Source organism: Saccharopolyspora shandongensis (assembly GCF_900106995.1).
Taxonomy (GTDB): domain Bacteria; phylum Actinomycetota; class Actinomycetes; order Mycobacteriales; family Pseudonocardiaceae; genus Saccharopolyspora; species Saccharopolyspora shandongensis.
The window spans coordinates 1-15,114 of record NZ_FNOK01000035.1 but is presented as its reverse complement, the minus strand read 5'-3'; the positions used below and the strand labels follow the sequence as shown (position 1 = coordinate 15,114).

14 protein-coding genes and 1 pseudogene are annotated in these 15,114 nt (G+C 68.1%); 5 read left to right on the top strand and 10 right to left on the bottom strand.

All coding sequences use genetic code 11. The features are described from left to right. Nucleotides 1-56: 56 nt before the first annotated feature. Nucleotides 57-1,310, bottom strand: a complete 1,254-nt coding sequence (locus BLW84_RS29560) for a DUF418 domain-containing protein (RefSeq protein WP_245761472.1) — start codon at nucleotides 1,308-1,310, stop codon at nucleotides 57-59. A 598-nt stretch (nucleotides 1,311-1,908) separates the two neighbouring features. On the opposite strand from BLW84_RS29560, the gene BLW84_RS29555 reads away from it, so the two are divergent. Continuing rightward, nucleotides 1,909-2,745 carry a helix-turn-helix domain-containing protein gene (locus BLW84_RS29555; protein WP_245761471.1) on the top strand — a complete coding sequence of 279 codons (837 nt, stop codon included), beginning with the start codon at nucleotides 1,909-1,911 and terminating at the stop codon, nucleotides 2,743-2,745. 133 nt (nucleotides 2,746-2,878) lie between these two features. On the opposite strand, the gene BLW84_RS29550 is transcribed toward BLW84_RS29555, so the two are convergent. Both BLW84_RS29550 and BLW84_RS29545 read right to left on the bottom strand, forming a co-directional pair. After that, nucleotides 2,879-4,255: a serine hydrolase gene (locus BLW84_RS29550; protein WP_093271842.1), complete on the bottom strand. Its 1,377-nt coding sequence runs from the start codon at nucleotides 4,253-4,255 to the stop codon at nucleotides 2,879-2,881. After that, nucleotides 4,252-4,500 carry a hypothetical protein gene (locus tag BLW84_RS29545; RefSeq protein ID WP_245761470.1) on the bottom strand — a complete coding sequence of 83 codons (249 nt, stop codon included), beginning with the start codon at nucleotides 4,498-4,500 and terminating at the stop codon, nucleotides 4,252-4,254. Before BLW84_RS29545 ends, BLW84_RS29550 begins: the two co-directional genes overlap by 4 nt. Nucleotides 4,501-4,689: 189 nt before the next feature. Between BLW84_RS29545 and BLW84_RS29540 the strand changes: the two genes are divergently transcribed. Beyond that, complete coding sequence (locus BLW84_RS29540) at nucleotides 4,690-5,613, top strand: GbsR/MarR family transcriptional regulator (protein ID WP_093271937.1); 924 nt, start codon at nucleotides 4,690-4,692, stop codon at nucleotides 5,611-5,613. 343 nt (nucleotides 5,614-5,956) lie between these two features. On the opposite strand, the gene BLW84_RS29535 is transcribed toward BLW84_RS29540, so the two are convergent. After that, nucleotides 5,957-6,304 carry a DUF4345 domain-containing protein gene (locus BLW84_RS29535; protein ID WP_281247463.1) on the bottom strand — a complete coding sequence of 116 codons (348 nt, stop codon included), beginning with the start codon at nucleotides 6,302-6,304 and terminating at the stop codon, nucleotides 5,957-5,959. Nucleotides 6,305-6,416: 112 nt separating this feature from the next. Here BLW84_RS29535 and BLW84_RS29530 point away from each other — a divergent pair, with 112 nt between their 5' ends. The 3 genes from BLW84_RS29530 (at nucleotide 6,417) to BLW84_RS50405 (ending at nucleotide 8,709) form a co-directional block, all read left to right on the top strand. Beyond that, a complete protein-coding gene (locus tag BLW84_RS29530) occupies nucleotides 6,417-7,133 on the top strand; it encodes a helix-turn-helix domain-containing protein (protein ID WP_245761469.1) in 717 nt (238 codons plus the stop codon). Between the two features lie 529 nt (nucleotides 7,134-7,662). Next, entirely contained in the window at nucleotides 7,663-8,226 is a 564-nt protein-coding gene (locus BLW84_RS29525) for a dihydrofolate reductase family protein (protein WP_093271833.1), read from the top strand. A 57-nt stretch (nucleotides 8,227-8,283) separates the two neighbouring features. Continuing rightward, nucleotides 8,284-8,709, top strand: coding sequence for a transposase (locus tag BLW84_RS50405; RefSeq protein WP_143061146.1), 426 nt, complete (start codon nucleotides 8,284-8,286; stop codon nucleotides 8,707-8,709). Nucleotides 8,710-8,802: 93 nt separating this feature from the next. On the opposite strand, the gene BLW84_RS29515 is transcribed toward BLW84_RS50405, so the two are convergent. From BLW84_RS29515 to BLW84_RS29495, 6 genes and pseudogenes are all read right to left on the bottom strand, one after another. Further along, nucleotides 8,803-9,501, bottom strand: coding sequence for a M15 family metallopeptidase (locus tag BLW84_RS29515; protein ID WP_245761468.1), 699 nt, complete (start codon nucleotides 9,499-9,501; stop codon nucleotides 8,803-8,805). Nucleotides 9,502-9,547: 46 nt separating this feature from the next. Further along, on the bottom strand, nucleotides 9,548-10,888 hold the full coding sequence (locus tag BLW84_RS29510; protein WP_245761467.1) for a serine hydrolase domain-containing protein: 1,341 nt from the start codon (nucleotides 10,886-10,888) through the stop codon (nucleotides 9,548-9,550). Between the two features lie 359 nt (nucleotides 10,889-11,247). Beyond that, nucleotides 11,248-12,663 carry a Re/Si-specific NAD(P)(+) transhydrogenase subunit beta gene (pntB, locus tag BLW84_RS29505; RefSeq protein ID WP_093271826.1) on the bottom strand — a complete coding sequence of 472 codons (1,416 nt, stop codon included), beginning with the start codon at nucleotides 12,661-12,663 and terminating at the stop codon, nucleotides 11,248-11,250. Nucleotides 12,664-12,668: 5 nt separating this feature from the next. Next, nucleotides 12,669-14,183, bottom strand: coding sequence for a Re/Si-specific NAD(P)(+) transhydrogenase subunit alpha (locus BLW84_RS29500; RefSeq protein ID WP_281247462.1), 1,515 nt, complete (start codon nucleotides 14,181-14,183; stop codon nucleotides 12,669-12,671). 222 nt (nucleotides 14,184-14,405) lie between these two features. Further along, nucleotides 14,406-14,561 (bottom strand): annotated as a pseudogene (locus tag BLW84_RS50400) (hypothetical protein); the annotation flags it as partial. 19 nt (nucleotides 14,562-14,580) lie between these two features. Beyond that, the coding region (locus BLW84_RS29495; protein WP_143061144.1) for a zinc-binding dehydrogenase at nucleotides 14,581-15,114 on the bottom strand (534 nt) is incomplete at its 5' end.

Sequence of the window (15,114 nt, the reverse complement as noted above, 5' to 3'; positions counted from 1 at the left end):
TCGAGGAGACTTCCCCCCCCGGGACTCCGAAACGGTCGATCCAATCCGATCAGCCATCAGACGACGCGGCCGTCCGTAGCTGCCGGCGCAGGCTCCTGGCGAGTGCATCCAACCGGCGTACTGGCGGATCCACGGCCAAGGTTGCGGTCAGGCTGCCGGCTCGGGTTCTCACCTGGGTACGCGAGGCGCCGCAGCAACCATTCGGCGGGGCCGCGCCGCCCGTCTCGCTCCAGCCTCGCGGCGATCAGGAGGCTGCCCAGCCACACGCCGACCGCCAGGAGCGCGGCGGACCAGCTGGACAGGTGCTGGCCCAGGCCGAGGCCCCACGCGGCGAGCAGGGGTGAGTAGACCAGCGACTGGAACAGGTAGCCGCTCAGCGAGCGCTTGCCGAGCGCCTGCACGGCCCAGGGGAACGATCCGGTCCGCTGCGAATCACGGGTGTGCTCAAGGCGCACAGCGATCAGGCCGAAGACCGCGACATAGCCGAGCCCGCCGAACAGGCCACCCAGCATGTGCATCGGGAGGAGCGCCCAGTCCAGCTCGCGGTGGCTGCCCAGGGCGCCCAGGTTCTGCAGCGCCAGCAGCAGCCCGGATCCCCAGCCGACGGTCAGCCCGATGGCGGCCGTCCGCTTCAGCAGCCGCACGTGGTCGGCGGGGCTGTCGAGCACGCGGTGTCGGGCGGCGACCATGCCTAGCAGGATGGAGGCCGGGACGATCATCGCGAACAGGGCGGTGGGAATGGTGTACACCGCCCATCCTTCGAGGCGAGCGCCCATGGCGTCGAAGTAGCCCGGGATCCCGTTCGCGTCCAGCGGCCCGCCGGCGCCGACCCCACCGGTGCTCGGGGTGGATGCCGAGCCGAGCGCGGCGCCCACGATCGTCACCACCGACGCCAGCGCGGGCACCGCGACGAACAGTCCGGCCCAGACCTTGATGGTCCGGTCCTTGCGGTTCAAGAACAGCCACACCAACACGAGTCCGGCGATGGCGTACGTGCCGAGGATGTCGGCGTACCAGAGCAGAAGTGCGTGGACGAGACCGAAGATCAGCATCCACCAGTGCCGTCGCCGCAGCAGTCTCCGGGCGTCCTTCGGTTCGGTGCCCGCCGCGGTCTGCCGACCGTACAGCTGGACGATGCCGTAGCCGAAGAGGAACGCGAACATGGGGTACACGCGGCTGTCGATTCCGATGATGGCGATCGTTTGTGCCACGAGATCGGCCGGCGAACCGCCGGCGGCATGCGCGCCGATGCCGTGCGGGCGACCCCAGATGAAGTAGGGCACGTTCGCGACCGCGATGAGAACGAGCATGAAGCCTCGTGCGAGATCGGGTGCGATACTGCGCCGCCCGCGGACCGGAGTCGGTGCCGCGACCTCGTGCCGGTCCACGGAAATCGGTCGTGGTGAAGAACTCATGCCGGGAATCTATGGTCTGCCCCAAGGGCACGGTCAAACGCGACTCGACCGTGCCCAACGGCATCGTTTCTGCTGGCGCCGACCAATGCTGATCGCTCATCGCGAAGCGCACCAGAAGTACGGAGGAATCGATGGCGTCGTTGTTGTATCGAGTGAGGTTTCTCCAACCTCAGTTTGCGTGGCGGTGCGGGTGGCGGAACCTCAGAGGCTCCCTGGTCTGTGGGTGCCCTGACTTATAATATGTATGCCAATACACGGCGTCAGGGCCGTCCTCGCCGAGGGAACCCCGAAGGGGTGGGCACCGTGAACCCGTGGCGGTGCAGGTGTCGTAGGTGGGTTATGCGCCTGCGGCGCCTGCGGCACCCCATCGACGTGCAGCTTTGCGACCCGCGGCTGCGGGCTCACCAGGATGAAAAGGCTTCAGTGGGGAAGTTCTCCTATCGGAGATGGTGGGCGGTGCTGCCCATCTGGATCCTCGCCGTCATCTCGCTCAGTGCTAAATGCCGACGACCATGAGCCTTCTCTATGCTGTTCCCACGACGGTCTTCGCCGTTGGGCTCGAGAGCAGGAGGGCGCCGCGATGGGCTGGAGCACCCGGCAACTCGCCGAGCTGGCCGGCACCACGGTGAAGGCGATCCGCCACTACCACCAGGTCAGTCTGCTCGACGAGCCCGAACGCACGTCGAACGGCTACAAGCAGTACGGGACCGCGCACCTGATCCGGGTGCTGCAGATCATCCGGATGAAGGAACTCGGGGTTCCGCTCGCCCAGATCCGCACGATGGGAAGGGCGGACGAAGACCCGGAGGCGGCGATCCGAGTGCTGGACGCAGATCTCGCCGCGACCATCGAGCGGCTGCAGCGCATTCGCTCGGAGCTGGCGCTCGTCCTCAAGTTCCGCGCACCGATCGACACTCCGACCCCATTCCAGCCGGTCGCGGACTCGTTGTCGGAGCGCGATCGCGGGCTGATCACGGTGTACTCCCGCATCTTCGACGCCTACGCGCTCGAAGACTTCCGGGTGCTGCTATCCGAGTCGAGCGAGAACGACGACCGCTTCGACAACCTGCCCGAGGACGCCGACGACGAAGTCATCGAGGAGCTCGCCCGGCGCCTCGCAGTCGACATCCGGCAGCACCAGGCGCGCTTCCCGTGGATGAAGGATTCGCTGTCCGCCGCGCCCCGCGGAAAGCGGTTCGCCGCGATGGCACTTCAGACCGCGATAGTCGAGCTGTTCAACCCTGCTCAGGTGAAGGCGCTAGCGGGGGCGTTCGCCATCCTCGAGGAACAGGGGGGTGCCGACGGAGGCGAGGATCCGGCAGAGAGTTGACGGCGCCGTTTCTGCCCGGGTGTTGACCCCTCCGGGTGAAGGTGGCGTTTTCGCGCGAAAACGGCGCCGCCACGCGTGCGAAACGCCGGTTTCGCGCGAAAACGCCGCATCCCCAGCCGCAGCAGGAACCCGGTCAACCCGATCGCGGGTTCACCCGGCAGTTGGTGTGGAGGTATCCGGCAGCGCCGTTCGTGAAGTCGTAGATCGCTACCGTCTGGGTGTCTTCCGAGGAATCCGCCGGCCGCATCAGGAAATGCGTCTCGCTCACCGGGAGCAGCTCGTACCCGATGCGGTCCGGTTTTTGGAGGAACTCCGCCTCCATCGGGTCGAGGACCAGGGCCAGGTGCAGCTTTCCGTCTTCGGCCGACACCTCGTAGCGCGCGCCGGGGCGCTCGTAGACGCCGACGTAGCTGGACAGGTCGAGGTTCCGCGTCGCGTCCGGTGCGGGCAGGTCCGGGATGGTGACCGTGCCGAGGTCGGTCAGGATCTCGTTGAACACCGTGCGGTAGAAGCTTTCCCGCGGTCCGCAGTTCGTCAGCATCGCGATTGCGGTGTTCGAGTCCGGCAGGAGCCGTAGCCGGGCGTTCTGGCCGATCGTGCTCCCGTCGGCCGCGTAGACGGTTTCGCCGTGCCAGTCACACGCGATGAGACCGAGCGCCCATTCCGGCCCGAACATGTGCGGATCCGGTACGGGCACCCGCGAACGCATCATCTCCCGGGTGCCCTCGGTTGAGACGATCCGCTTTCCGTTCGCCGCCATGCCTTCGTCGAGCAGGACGCGCGCCATCGCGAGCACCTCCCGGGGCGTCGAGGTGATGCCCCCGCCGGGGTCGAAGGCGCGCGGCAGGTAGTCCACCGGGGTGACGATGGGGCCTTCTTCCGGGGAACGGATCAGGTGGCCGGTCGCGGCGCGGGTTTCGTCCACCTGCTCGCGTCGGCTGCTCGTGCTGGTCAGGCCCATGGGATCGAAGAGGCGATCCCGCATGGCGTCGTCCCAGCGCTTGCCGTCGTGCACCTCCAGGATCCGCGCGAGGATCGCGTAACCGAGCGCCGCGCTGTAACCGTGGGTGTGGCCGACCGGGAAAACCTGGGGCGCGTCGGCGATGTTCTCGACCATGCGCTCGTAGACGTCGTCTTCTTCCCCGGGATCGCCGTAGGTTTCCTCGATGCCGTTGGTGTGGCACAGCAGGTGCCGTGGGGTGACCGTGGCGCTCGCCTCCGGATCGGCGACCCTGAAGCCGGGCAGATAGGTTCGCACCGGCTCGTCCAGATCGACTTTCCCCTCGTCGACGAGCTGCATGAAGGCCAGCGCGGTCCACGTCTTGGTCATGGAGCCGCACTGGTAGAGGGTGTCCGTCGTAACGGGCTCCCGCGTTTCCACGTTCTTGACGCCGATCGCGAGCTCGACGAGTTCTCCGTCGTGGAGCACGCCGATCGAGGCGCTCGGGATTCCGTACTCCGCCAGGAGTTCCGCGACCCGGGCTCGAATCCGCGGCACGTCGAGCGTCATCGCGGGAGACCGACCGCGTTCGCGGCGTCCGCTTCGAAGTACTCCGTAGCGGCGTAGGCGCCGGTGTGCGCCTCGAAGAAGTCCCGAACGGCGTCGATGGAGTCGTGGTCGATGACGTTGACCGCCTTGGCCCCGTCCTTGCTCGCGACCGCCAGCTTCCATTTGGCGCCCTTGGGGAGCTTGGCGTGCGCCTTCTTCAGGCCACTCCAGAACTTGCCGTCCTCCGAGACGGTCGATACGGCCATCACGTGCATCGTTGTGCCCCTCTCTTTCCGAATGAGAAAAAGCTACGTTGCGTTTACAGATTAGTCAACGAAATGAACGCGCAGAATGACGCTATGAAGCCAATCGTTGCAACAGAATTGAGAACAAATGCAACTGTTCGGAGAGGCCGTTGCAATGTACTGTCGATGAATGCAAGAGGAGGTGTGCCGGTGCCAGGAGGCAGGCTGACCCACGAGGACCGCCGGCGGATCGCGGCATGGCTGGCCGACGGGCTCGGTTACGCAGAGATCGGCCGGCGGCTCGGCCGACCGACGTCCACGATCAGCCGCGAGGTGGCGCGAAACGCCGCATGGGGCGACTACCTGGCCGACCACGCGCAGCAGGCCGCCGGCCACCGCGCCCGCCGGCGCAAGCCGGCCCGGCCTGCCGAGCCGGCGACCGACGGGCAGTCGACCGAGGTGGTGCGCGACTTCGTGGACCAGTTCGCGGCCCGGCTGGCCGCGACCGGCCTGCCCCGGATGACCGCCCGGGTGTTCGTCTGCCTGCTCACCGCCGACGCCGGCGGCCTGACGGCAGCCGACCTGGTGCACCGGCTGCAGGTCAGCCCGGCGTCGGTGTCCAAGTCCATCGGCTACCTCGAAGCCATGGAATTGGTGGTGCGCCAACAGGATTCCGGGGGGCGCCGCGAGCGGTACGCCATCGACGACGGCGTCTGGCTCCGGGCGTGGCAGGCCGACACCGGAGCACACGGCGAGATCGCGACCGCCGCACAGCGGGGCATCGAGATCTTCGGCGCCGACACGACCGCCGGCGCCCGGCTAGGCAAGATGGGCCGGTTCTTCGCCCGGCTCAGCGAGCAGATGAGCGGCAGCAACCTCGCCGAGGCCGTCGTGCACGACGCGCTGACCGCGCTCGCCGCCCTCGCGCACGCCGGTCGGCCGCTCACCCTGGACGCGCTGGCCACCGCACTCGACTGGCCCCGGGAGCGCGCCACCGCCGCGCTGGATGCGATCCGGCATCAACCGGCGATCGCCGATCCCCTCGCCCTGCGGGCCACCGGGCCCGAGACGTACGCCCTCAGCGCGAGACCAGACCGCCTGAGCCCGGCGCAACGCGCAGCACTCGAGAAGTGAGTCGGCGCATCCTCGATTTGGGGCGCCGCGGCGTGGCATGCGCAGGTCGGCCCAGGCGGAGCGCCTCCCGGTAGGTGCGCGCGGGCTCGCGCTGATCGGACCGCTTCCAACGCCGGACGCTGCGTCGCGCTGACGGTGGTGGGCATGTTGATCGTCAAGGAAACGGCCCGCAGCGACCTCGCGTCCTGAACCCTTGGGATGGCCGGCTCCGGGCGTTCGGCTGGCAGGATGGTGCGGTGACGCGACTCGTGCTGTGGGACATCGACCTGACGCTGATCGACGCCCGGGGCTTCGGCTCCGCCTTCGCCGACACCGATGCGATGCTCGCCTCGCTGTCGTGAGCTCACCCCGCCGCCGCACCGAGCAGCATCCCGGCGGCGACGATCTCGACGCAGCAGTAGAACCAGATCGGGTAGAACCGGGTGGGCCGGTCGACGGCCCTGGACACCACCCGCCCGAAGGCCATCCCGAGCAGCGCCGCGGCGACGGCTACCGCGATGCCGCGGCGCATCCCGGCGACGTCCGGCACCGCCACCGCCAACAGCACCGCGATCGCGATGCCGAACCCGCCGTACACCGCGCGCACTTCGGATCGGCTTTCCGGGGTGCTCGCCCGGATCCCGAACGGCCGCACCAGCGCCGCAGGCGCGATGAGCCCGAACAGGCCCATGCCGGCGAAGAAGGTTGCCACGATGACAAGTGATGCTGTTCCCACTGCGTTCCTCCCGACTCGATCGACGGCAACGATGCGCGAGGCGGGAGGTGGGGCGCTTTCAGAAACGTGCTCTCCTGAGCGCGGAGTGGTGTGGCTGTGGCCGGGCGAGGCGCTTTACGCCGGGCCGTCGCTGCGCCTGGACGCGCACTCCGGTTCGGTGTCATGCCTGGCGGTCGGGGTCGACGAGGCGCTGGACGTGCTGGTCGACGGCGCGAGCTCGCGCGTTCTCAGCGCCTTCATCCCGCCCCGGCTGCCGAACCGGATCAGCTCGCCCGGTCGCCGGATGGCGTTCTACTTCGTCGAACCGGGCTCGGCCCGGGAGCGGTCCTGCCGAGCGCGGATGCGGCCGGCCACCAAGATCCACAACGGGCATGAGCGCGAGCGGGAACTGGCCGAGCTGGGCCGACGGCTGGCCGATCCGAACGCGGTGCGGCGCTGGGTGGAGCGCGCCGCCGGGAGTGAGCCGACCACTGTGGACGATCGGTCTCGGGAAGCGCTGGAGCTGCTGCGCGCGGACCCGGACCTGTCCGCAGAACGGCTGGCCGCCGCCGTCCACCTGTCGACCTCGCACTTCCTGCGGCTGTTCAAGCGGGACACGGGTACGACGTTGCGCCGCTACCGGCTCTGGTCCCGGATGCTCGCCGCGGCCGGCCACATCGCGGGCGGGGCCGACCTGACCGCCGCGGCGACTGCGGCGGGGTTCGCGAACCCCTCGCACTTCAGCGCGGCGTTCCACGCGATGTTCGGGCTGAGCCCGTCCCGGCTGCTGGCCACCCCGGTGGAGATCTGCGTACCGACCCGCTGAACGGCCGGAGCCCGTGAGAACGGCTTCGGACCCCCTCGGTGCGCTCCTGGGCCGCACCCGGGCCCGGGTACTCGCCGTGTGCCAGGGTTCGGTGCGGACGTGCGGCATTGAAGCGCCGCACGTACACGGTGAGGATGTGGCGAAGGTGTCGTTCGTTGACGATCAGGAACCTGTCGAGCAGTTGGCGGCGAACACCTCGACCCAGCGGCGACGCGGGATCAGCCGGGACAACGCCGCTAAGGCGTGTCTCCTAATTTGTTGTTGGGGTGCGTGGCATTGGTCGGGGCTTGACCGGATGTGTTGTGGCCCCACGCATCGGAGGATGACGCGTGTGCTGTGGTAGTTGAAGGGAGAGCTTGCGTCGTAGCAAGGTGGAGCTGTTCGTTGTGATCCGTGGGGATTCGAGTGCGTACGCCACGCCGCGTCCGGAACATGAGGACTACCTGTGCGAGCCGAGAGCTCGCACCGATGAGTTCCCTGCGCCGCGCCTGTCTATACGCCTCAGACCGACTGACGGAAGGATGGTGCCATGCGGAAACTGATCTACGGTATGAACCTGAGCCTGGACGGCTACATCGCCGCGGCCGGCGGCGACCTTGGCTGGGGCGGGCCGAGTGACGAGCTGTTCCAGTGGTGGCTCGAGCAGGAGCAGGCGATCGACCTGTTCCTGTACGGGCGCAGGCTGTGGGAGACGATGAGTTCCTACTGGCCGACAGGTGACCAGCAGCCGGGTGCGACTCCGGCGGAGATCGAGTTCGCGCGGAACTGGCGGGACACGCCGAAGGTGCTGTTCTCCTCCACGACGATCGACAAGGTCGACTGGAACACCCGCATAGTGACTGGCGACGCGATCGCCGAGATCACCCGGCTCAAGGCCGGGGACGGCGGGCCGATGAGGGTCGGTGGTGCGATGCTGGCCGGGGCGGCCATGCGGGCTGGGCTGGTCGATGAGTACGAGATCGTCACCCATCCGGTCCTGGTGGGCGGCGGCACGCCGTTCTTCACCATGCTGGACAGCTGGGTGAACCTGAACCTGGTGGAGACGCGGGCGTTTCCCGGTGGGGTGGTCCTGACCAGGTACGAGAGGCGTTGAGGGCGATTCCGTTGCGCGGGTCAGAACTCATCCGCGAAATCACGGCATGATGCGCGGGTGAGTTCGTCGCGGTTTCGGTCGTTGTCTGATGAGCAGTGGGAGCGGATCGAGTCGTTGCTGTCCTCGAACGAGGGTCGTCGTGGTCGCCCGTTTCATAATGACCGGAGGGTGGTCGAGGGGATCGTCTACCGGTACCGGACCGGGATCCCGTGGCGGGACCTGCCTCGTGAGCCGTTCGGTCCGTGGCAGTCGGTGCGGAAACGGCACCGCCGCTACGCCGGGGATGCACTGGACGCCGCGACCTACAAGCGCCGCAACGTCGTCGAACGTTCCTTCTCCCTGACCAAACAATGGCGCGGACTCGCGACGCGCTACGACATCGGGTGTCTCGTAGCCGTGTCCGACCCAGTCCTATCAGGGCAGTGTGCTTTCACTTCTAGCGGAGGCGAAGCAGTGATACGGGATCGAGCGCAAGGCGCGTGAGCAGAACTCCCGCATCCTCGGCGGTGGCGCTGCGGAGTCCGATGTGGACCGTGGCAGGAAGGGCAACTCGCGCTGCTGTGAGGCGGTTGCTGATCACGGCAGCTCGAAGTGCTGGTAGTCGTTGGGGTCCGCCCAGTGGCCGCCCCAGGTCCAGCCGCGGTCGGTGAAGACGCGCACCGCAGCGTCGCCGTCATGCAGCAGACCGGCGTCCTTGCGCGTGCGATCCAGATATTGTGCTGCCGTTGTCGGTTCGAAGCGGCCGGTCTTGTACACCGAGGGATTGAGCAGTGGGTTGATGTCAATGGCTCTGCCCAAGGCGTGCTGGGACCACTCGCTGCTTCCGGGAATGCCCCGGCAGTTGAACGCGGAGGTGTTGTTGTCCTCCATCGACAACTCGTCCTCGGCTCCGGGGTAGTGGTCCGGGGTCTGGATGCGCTGGATCGGGAAGTGCAGGCGGAAGAGCTCATTGAAGGCAGTGATCGTCTGCTCGACCCGGTCTTGGTTGACGATCAGCTGCCCGATGTGCGGCTTTCCGTCCATGCCCAGATACGGCACGTCGACCAGGCGGAGGTTTTCCGGCGGCACTGGGCAGCCGGGATGCCAGCTTGCCCCCAGATCGCCGGCGGCGACCAGGTGAACAGCGGCTGCGGCGGGCGGAGGCTGGGCGGTTGCTGGCGGCGGGGCCGGCGTCGTGGCGACCGGCAGTGCTGGGCGCGGTGCATTGGCCGACGGCGGTCCGCCGCAGGCGAGCACGCCTGCCACGATCGCCGCCGCACCCGCGGCGAGCACCACGCGGCGTCGTTTCATCGCTGGCTCCTCGTGCCGTGGCTTCCCGGGCCTAGCCGTCGTGGCCCGGCGGTCCCAATGCCAAGGCCATGCCCTGAGCGATTTCCAGCCGTGCAGGCCCGATCGAGCCCCACGTGCGCGAGGGGTGCACGGCGTTGGTCAGCAGCACCACGATCGATCGGGAGCCCGGGTCGATCACCAGGGAGGTGCCGGTGAATCCGGTGTGCCCGGCGGTGTGCGGGCCGCTGAGGCCGGCCATGTACCAGGGCTGGTCGAGTTCGAAGCCGAGTCCGTGCGCGTTGCGGGGGAACGCGGTGTTGTAGTTGGTGAGCATGGCACGCACGGTCTCCGGCCGGAGAATGCGCTGGTTGCGGTAGGTACCGCCATCGAGGAGGGCCTGCCCGAGCACTGCCAGGTCGTCGGCGGTGGAGAAGATCCCCGCGTGACCCGCGACACCGCCCAGCGACCACGCGTTTTCGTCCTGAACTTCGCCGCGCACCAGGCCACGCGGCGGGTCGGTTTCGAACTCGGTGGCGGCAATGCGGTGCAGCTTGTCCCGGGGCGGCCGGTACCCGGTGTCGGTCATGCCCAGCGGCGCGGTGATGCGGTCGTGCACGACCGCATCCAGCGGCCGGCCCGACATGCGTTCGACCAGCACACCTAGCGTGATCATGTTCAGGTCGGAGTAGCGGTAGACCGCACCGGGCGGGTTCTGCGGTGTCGCGCTGAGAACCGCGGGGAGGCGGGCGGGCGGGGGCAGCCGCCAGAGTTCGATCTTGGCCTGCAGGCCGGAGGTGTGCGTGAGCAACTCCTGAACAGTGATCTTCTGCTTGCCGCTGGCGGCGAATTCCGGGACGTAGTCCGCCACGGGCGCGTTCAGGTTCACACGGCCGTCGTCGGCGAGTTGCAGCACGGCGATCGAGGTGAACAGCTTGGTCAGCGACGCCAGGTCGAAGATCGTGTCGTTCTGCGTCTTTTCCTGCTGCTCGGCCGGCAGCTCAGGTCCCTGCGCGTCGGCGTAGCGCAGCGCGAATCCGGTGGCCTGCCGGCTGACGACCACCCCGTCGCGCGCCAGCAGGCTGACCTCACCGGCATACGACGGGTGCGGATGCCCCGGCGACGGCTGGGTCCCCGCAGCGAGCTGTCCTTGTGCCGCCGCGATCGGCGCGGGGTTCAGACCCACCTCGCCGGGCTGGCCGTCGCGCAACGCATGGTCCGGCTCGGGTCCCGGCGCGGGGATTGGAGGCGGGGCGGCCAGCTGCGGCGGCGAGGGTTGCTCACCGAGAAACAGCAGGGTCGCCGAGGCGGTGGCCGCCCCGGCGATCACGAGCAGGATGGCCACGATGGCGATTCCCCGCAGCGGAACGTTGCCGTGCCGCAATTTCCCACGCATCCGCGCCCCGCGCCGGTCGAAGGATCAGGACTCAGACCCATTATCCCCCCGCGACCCGCAGGTCAGCGCTGTTCGTTGCCGAGGAACTCGCCGGGGCGGTAGTGCACGAAGTCGCTATCGCCGAGGTGGCTGGTGTCGGCGGCGGCGTTGAGCGCTTCGGGAGAGGACGGCGAGCATCCTTGGTCACGCGCCTGCGAAGCACAGCAGCGGGCACCTTGATCAGATTTCGGACCAGTGCGGTGACGATCGACAGCGGCATCGAAGGATCATCCCGGGCCCCGGCGCCTCCTGGAGGCCGTTGCCCTGCGTGGAGAACCTACAGGCCAGACCCAGAATCGTAGTTCCGAGCGGGACAGCGTTCACACGCGGGCGGGTGCGAGGATGTGGACGATTTCCTCGACCTTCTGCTTGGCATCTCCGAAGAGCATTTGGCTGTTGTCCCGGAAGAACAGCGGGTTTTGCACGCCGGCGTAGCCCGCGGCCATGGAGCGTTTGAAGATGACGACGTTCGCGGCTTCCCAGACGCGGAGCACTGGCATGCCCGCGATCGGGCTGTCCGGGTCCTCTGTGGCGGCGGGGTTGACGGTGTCGTTGGCGCCGATGACGAGGACGACGTCGGTGTCGGCGAGGTCGTCGTTGATCTCGTCCATCTCCAGGACGATGTCGTAGGGCACCTTCGCCTCGGCCAAGAGCACGTTCATGTGGCCGGGTAGGCGGCCGGCGACCGGGTGGATGCCGAAGCGCACGTTCACGCCGCGTTCGCGCAGGATCCGGGTCAGCTCGGCGACCGGGTACTGTGCCTGGGCCACCGCCATGCCGTAGCCGGGGGTGATGGTGACCGAGGAGGCGCCGGCTAGCAGGTCCGCGGTGTCTTGCGCGGAGACCTCGCGGTGTTCGCCATAGTCGGTATCGTCGCCGCTGTTCGCCTCGATGCCGAAGCCGCCGGCGATGACGGAGATGAACGACCGGTTCATCGCCTTGCACATGATGTACGACAGGTACGCACCCGAGGAGCCGACCAAGGCGCCGGTGACGATGAGCAGGTCGTTGTCGAGCAGGAAGCCCGAGGCGGCCGCCGCCCAGCCGGAGTAGCTGTTGAGCATGGAGACCACGACCGGCATGTCACCGCCGCCGATGGAGGCGACCAGGTGCCAGCCGAGCGCGAGCGCTAGGGCGGTGACGGCGACCAGCTCCCACAGCTGGGGGCTGACGACGAACGCCACGGTGAGGGCTGCGAAGGCGACCAGGGCTCCGACGTTGATGAGGTTCTTGCCAGGCAACATCAGCGGGGCTGACTTGATCCGCGCGGAGAGCTTGAGGAACGCGACGACCGAGCCGGTGAAGGTCACCGCACCGATGAAGATGCCGATGAAGACCTCCGCGTGGTGGATGCGCAGCAGCGCGCCCGCGAACTGCCCGTGACCCTGGCCCTCGACCTCGAGATAGCCGTTCCAGCCGACGAGCACGGCAGCCAAGCCGACGAAGGAGTGCAGCAGCGCGATCAGCTCGGGCATCCCGGTCATCTCGACGACGCGAGCGCGCCACAGGCCGATCAGGCTGCCGATGGCGACCGCGCCGAGCAGCAGCGGCAGCCCGACACTCGAGTGGCCGTCGATCACCAGGCCGACGGTGGCGGTCAGCGCTATGACCATCCCGGCGACGCCGCACGTCCAGCCCTGCTTGGCCGTCACGTGCTGGGAGAGTCCGGCCAGCGCCAGGATGAACAGCAGCGAGGAGACGAGGTACGCCGCAGTCGCGATGGAGGTGGCGGTCATGTCGGTCAGCCCTTCGTGAACATGGCGAGCATGCGACGCGTCACCGCGAAGCCGCCGAAGATGTTGATAGCCGCCAGTAGGATCGCGATGGCCGCGAGCGCCTGGATGATGGTGTCGTGCTGGCCGACCTGGAGGAGCGCGCCGACGACGATCACGCCGGAGATCGCGTTGGTGACCGACATCAGCGGGGTGTGCAGCGCGTGATGCACCTTGCCGATGACGTAGTAACCGATCACGATCGCCAGCGCCAGTACGGTGAAATGCCGCGGCAGCGGGTCCGGGGCGCAGGCATTGACCAGGAAGACCGCGAGCGCGCCGAGGCCGACCAATGCGAGCTTGGCCGTGGCCGGCAGCGGCTTCTTGTCCTCCTTGGCCGCTACGACGGGGGCGGCGGCAGCAGGGGCGGCCGAGACCTGCACCGGCGGCGGTGGCCACAGCTTCTCGCCGCCGCGGACGACGGTGATGCCGCGCTGCACGACGTCGTCCAGGTCGAGGACGACCTGGCCGTCCTTGTCCGGGGTGAGCAGCTTCATCAGGTTGACCAGGTTGGTGCCGTACAGCTGCGAGGCCTGGGTGGGCAGCCGGCCCGCAAGGTCGGTGTAGCCGAGGATGACCACGCCGTTGTCGGTCACGATCCGCTCGCCGGCAACGCTTCCCTCGACGTTGCCGCCCTGCCCCGCGGCCATGTCGACGATGACGGAGCCGGGCTTCATGCTGGCGACGTCCGCCGCCGTGATCAGGCGCGGCGCCGCACGTCCCGGGATGAGCGCGGTGGTGACGATGATGTCGACGTCGGCGGCCTGCTCGGAGTAGATCTCAGCGGCCCTCCTGTCGTACGCCTCGGAGGTGGCCTTGGCGTACCCGTCGGTCGAGGCCTCCTGCTCGACGTCCACGGCAAGGTACTCACCGCCGAGGGACCTCACCTGGTCGGCGACCTCGGGGCGCGGGTCGGTGGCCCGCACGATCGCACCGAGGGACGACGCCGCACCGACCGCGGCGAGTCCGGCGACACCGGCACCCGCGACCAGCACCTTCGCCGGCGGGACCTTGCCCGCGGCGGTGACCTGGCCGGTGAAGAACCGGCCGAACTCGTGCGCGGCCTCGATGACGGCGCGGTAGCCGGCGATGTTGGCCATCGACGAGAGGACGTCGAGCGACTGCGCCCGGCTGATCCGCGGCACCGCGTCCATCGCCAGCACGGTGATCGGCCGCGCGGCGAGCGCGTCGACCAGCTCGGGGTTGAGAGCGGGGGCGAGCGTGCTGACCAGCGTCGAGCCCGTACCGATCCAGCCGACCTCCTCCAGCGTCGGCGCGTTGACCCGGAACACGGCATCCGCCGTCCAGGCGTGTTCGGCTGTGCCGATCTTGGCGCCGGCGGCGACGTAGGCGTCGTCCGAGAACGACGAGGCATGCCCGGCACCCGCTTCGATGACGACGTCGTACCCGAGCGAGATCAGCTGGCCGACCGTGGTGGGGGTCGCCGCGACCCGGGTCTCCCCGGGTGTGGTCTCCCTGGTCACTCCGATGAGCATGGTGATGATTCCATCCTTGATCGCAAAGGCCTTGGGACTTTGTACTCCGGAGAAGCGGAAGTCGCCGCCCGGCCGTGGCAGCCCACCCCGGGAAACGCAGGCTTGATCAGCAGGGATGTCTAACCCTTTTTGCCAACTGCGTGCGCGGACCGCTGTCGTGTACGCGAACGAATTTCGGGCGAACACTCGGCTGGCGAAGAAGTCCTCGGTCTCCAGCCGCTTGAGATCGTCCCTCGACAGCGCTCCGACACCGTCATCGACCAGTCTCTTGGCATACCGGGCGCGCTCTATGGCGTTGCGGACGCTGCGGGCATTGGCGAATCGCGGCTGCTCACGGCATCGCTTACAAGAATGGCGCCAGGGTATCTTCGCCTGCCATTTTTGGTCAGCGGATCTTCAGCACCAACTTGCCGGTCGCTTGCCGGTCGTCGATTGCCTTGAGTGCGCTGATGACGTCGTCGAGGGGGTAGCTGCCGCCGATGGGTGCGGTGATGGTGCCGGAGGTGATGTGGGGTTCGATCTCTGACCACTGCCAGTGGAGGTAGCCCGGGCGTGGGCGGGCGTAGGCGCCCCAGCCGACGCCGATGACGTCGATGTTGTTCAGCAGCAGGCGGTTGACCTTGACTTCGGGGATCGAGCCTGCGGTGAAGCCGATCACCAGCAATCGGCCGTTGGTTGTGAGTGAGCGCAGCGAATCGGTGAAGCGGTCACCGCCGACCGGGTCGACGACGATGTCGACGCCGCGGCCCTTGGTGTGTTCTTTGACCGGGTCTTTGAATCCGTCTGCCAGTACGTATTCGTCGGCGCCGGCATCGATTGCGGTGCGGCCTTTTTCGTCGGTCGAGGTGACCGCGATGACCTGGCCGGCTCCGAATGCCTTGGCCGTCTGGATGGAGGCCGTTCCGATTCCGCCGGCGGC

Excerpts from the sequence above, each read along its gene's own strand:
- pntB (WP_093271826.1), bottom strand. The coding sequence starts at position 12,663 with ATGACCGCCACCTCCATCGCGACTGCGGCGTACCTCGTCTCCTCGCTG.
- BLW84_RS29550 (WP_093271842.1), bottom strand. The coding sequence starts at position 4,255 with ATGACGCTCGACGTGCCGCGGATTCGAGCCCGGGTCGCGGAACTCCTG.
- BLW84_RS29560 (WP_245761472.1), bottom strand. The coding sequence starts at position 1,310 with ATGCTCGTTCTCATCGCGGTCGCGAACGTGCCCTACTTCATCTGGGGT.
- BLW84_RS29545 (WP_245761470.1), bottom strand. The coding sequence starts at position 4,500 with ATGGCCGTATCGACCGTCTCGGAGGACGGCAAGTTCTGGAGTGGCCTG.
- BLW84_RS29510 (WP_245761467.1), bottom strand. The coding sequence starts at position 10,888 with ATGCGTGGGAAATTGCGGCACGGCAACGTTCCGCTGCGGGGAATCGCC.
- BLW84_RS29525 (WP_093271833.1), top strand. The coding sequence starts at position 7,663 with ATGCGGAAACTGATCTACGGTATGAACCTGAGCCTGGACGGCTACATC.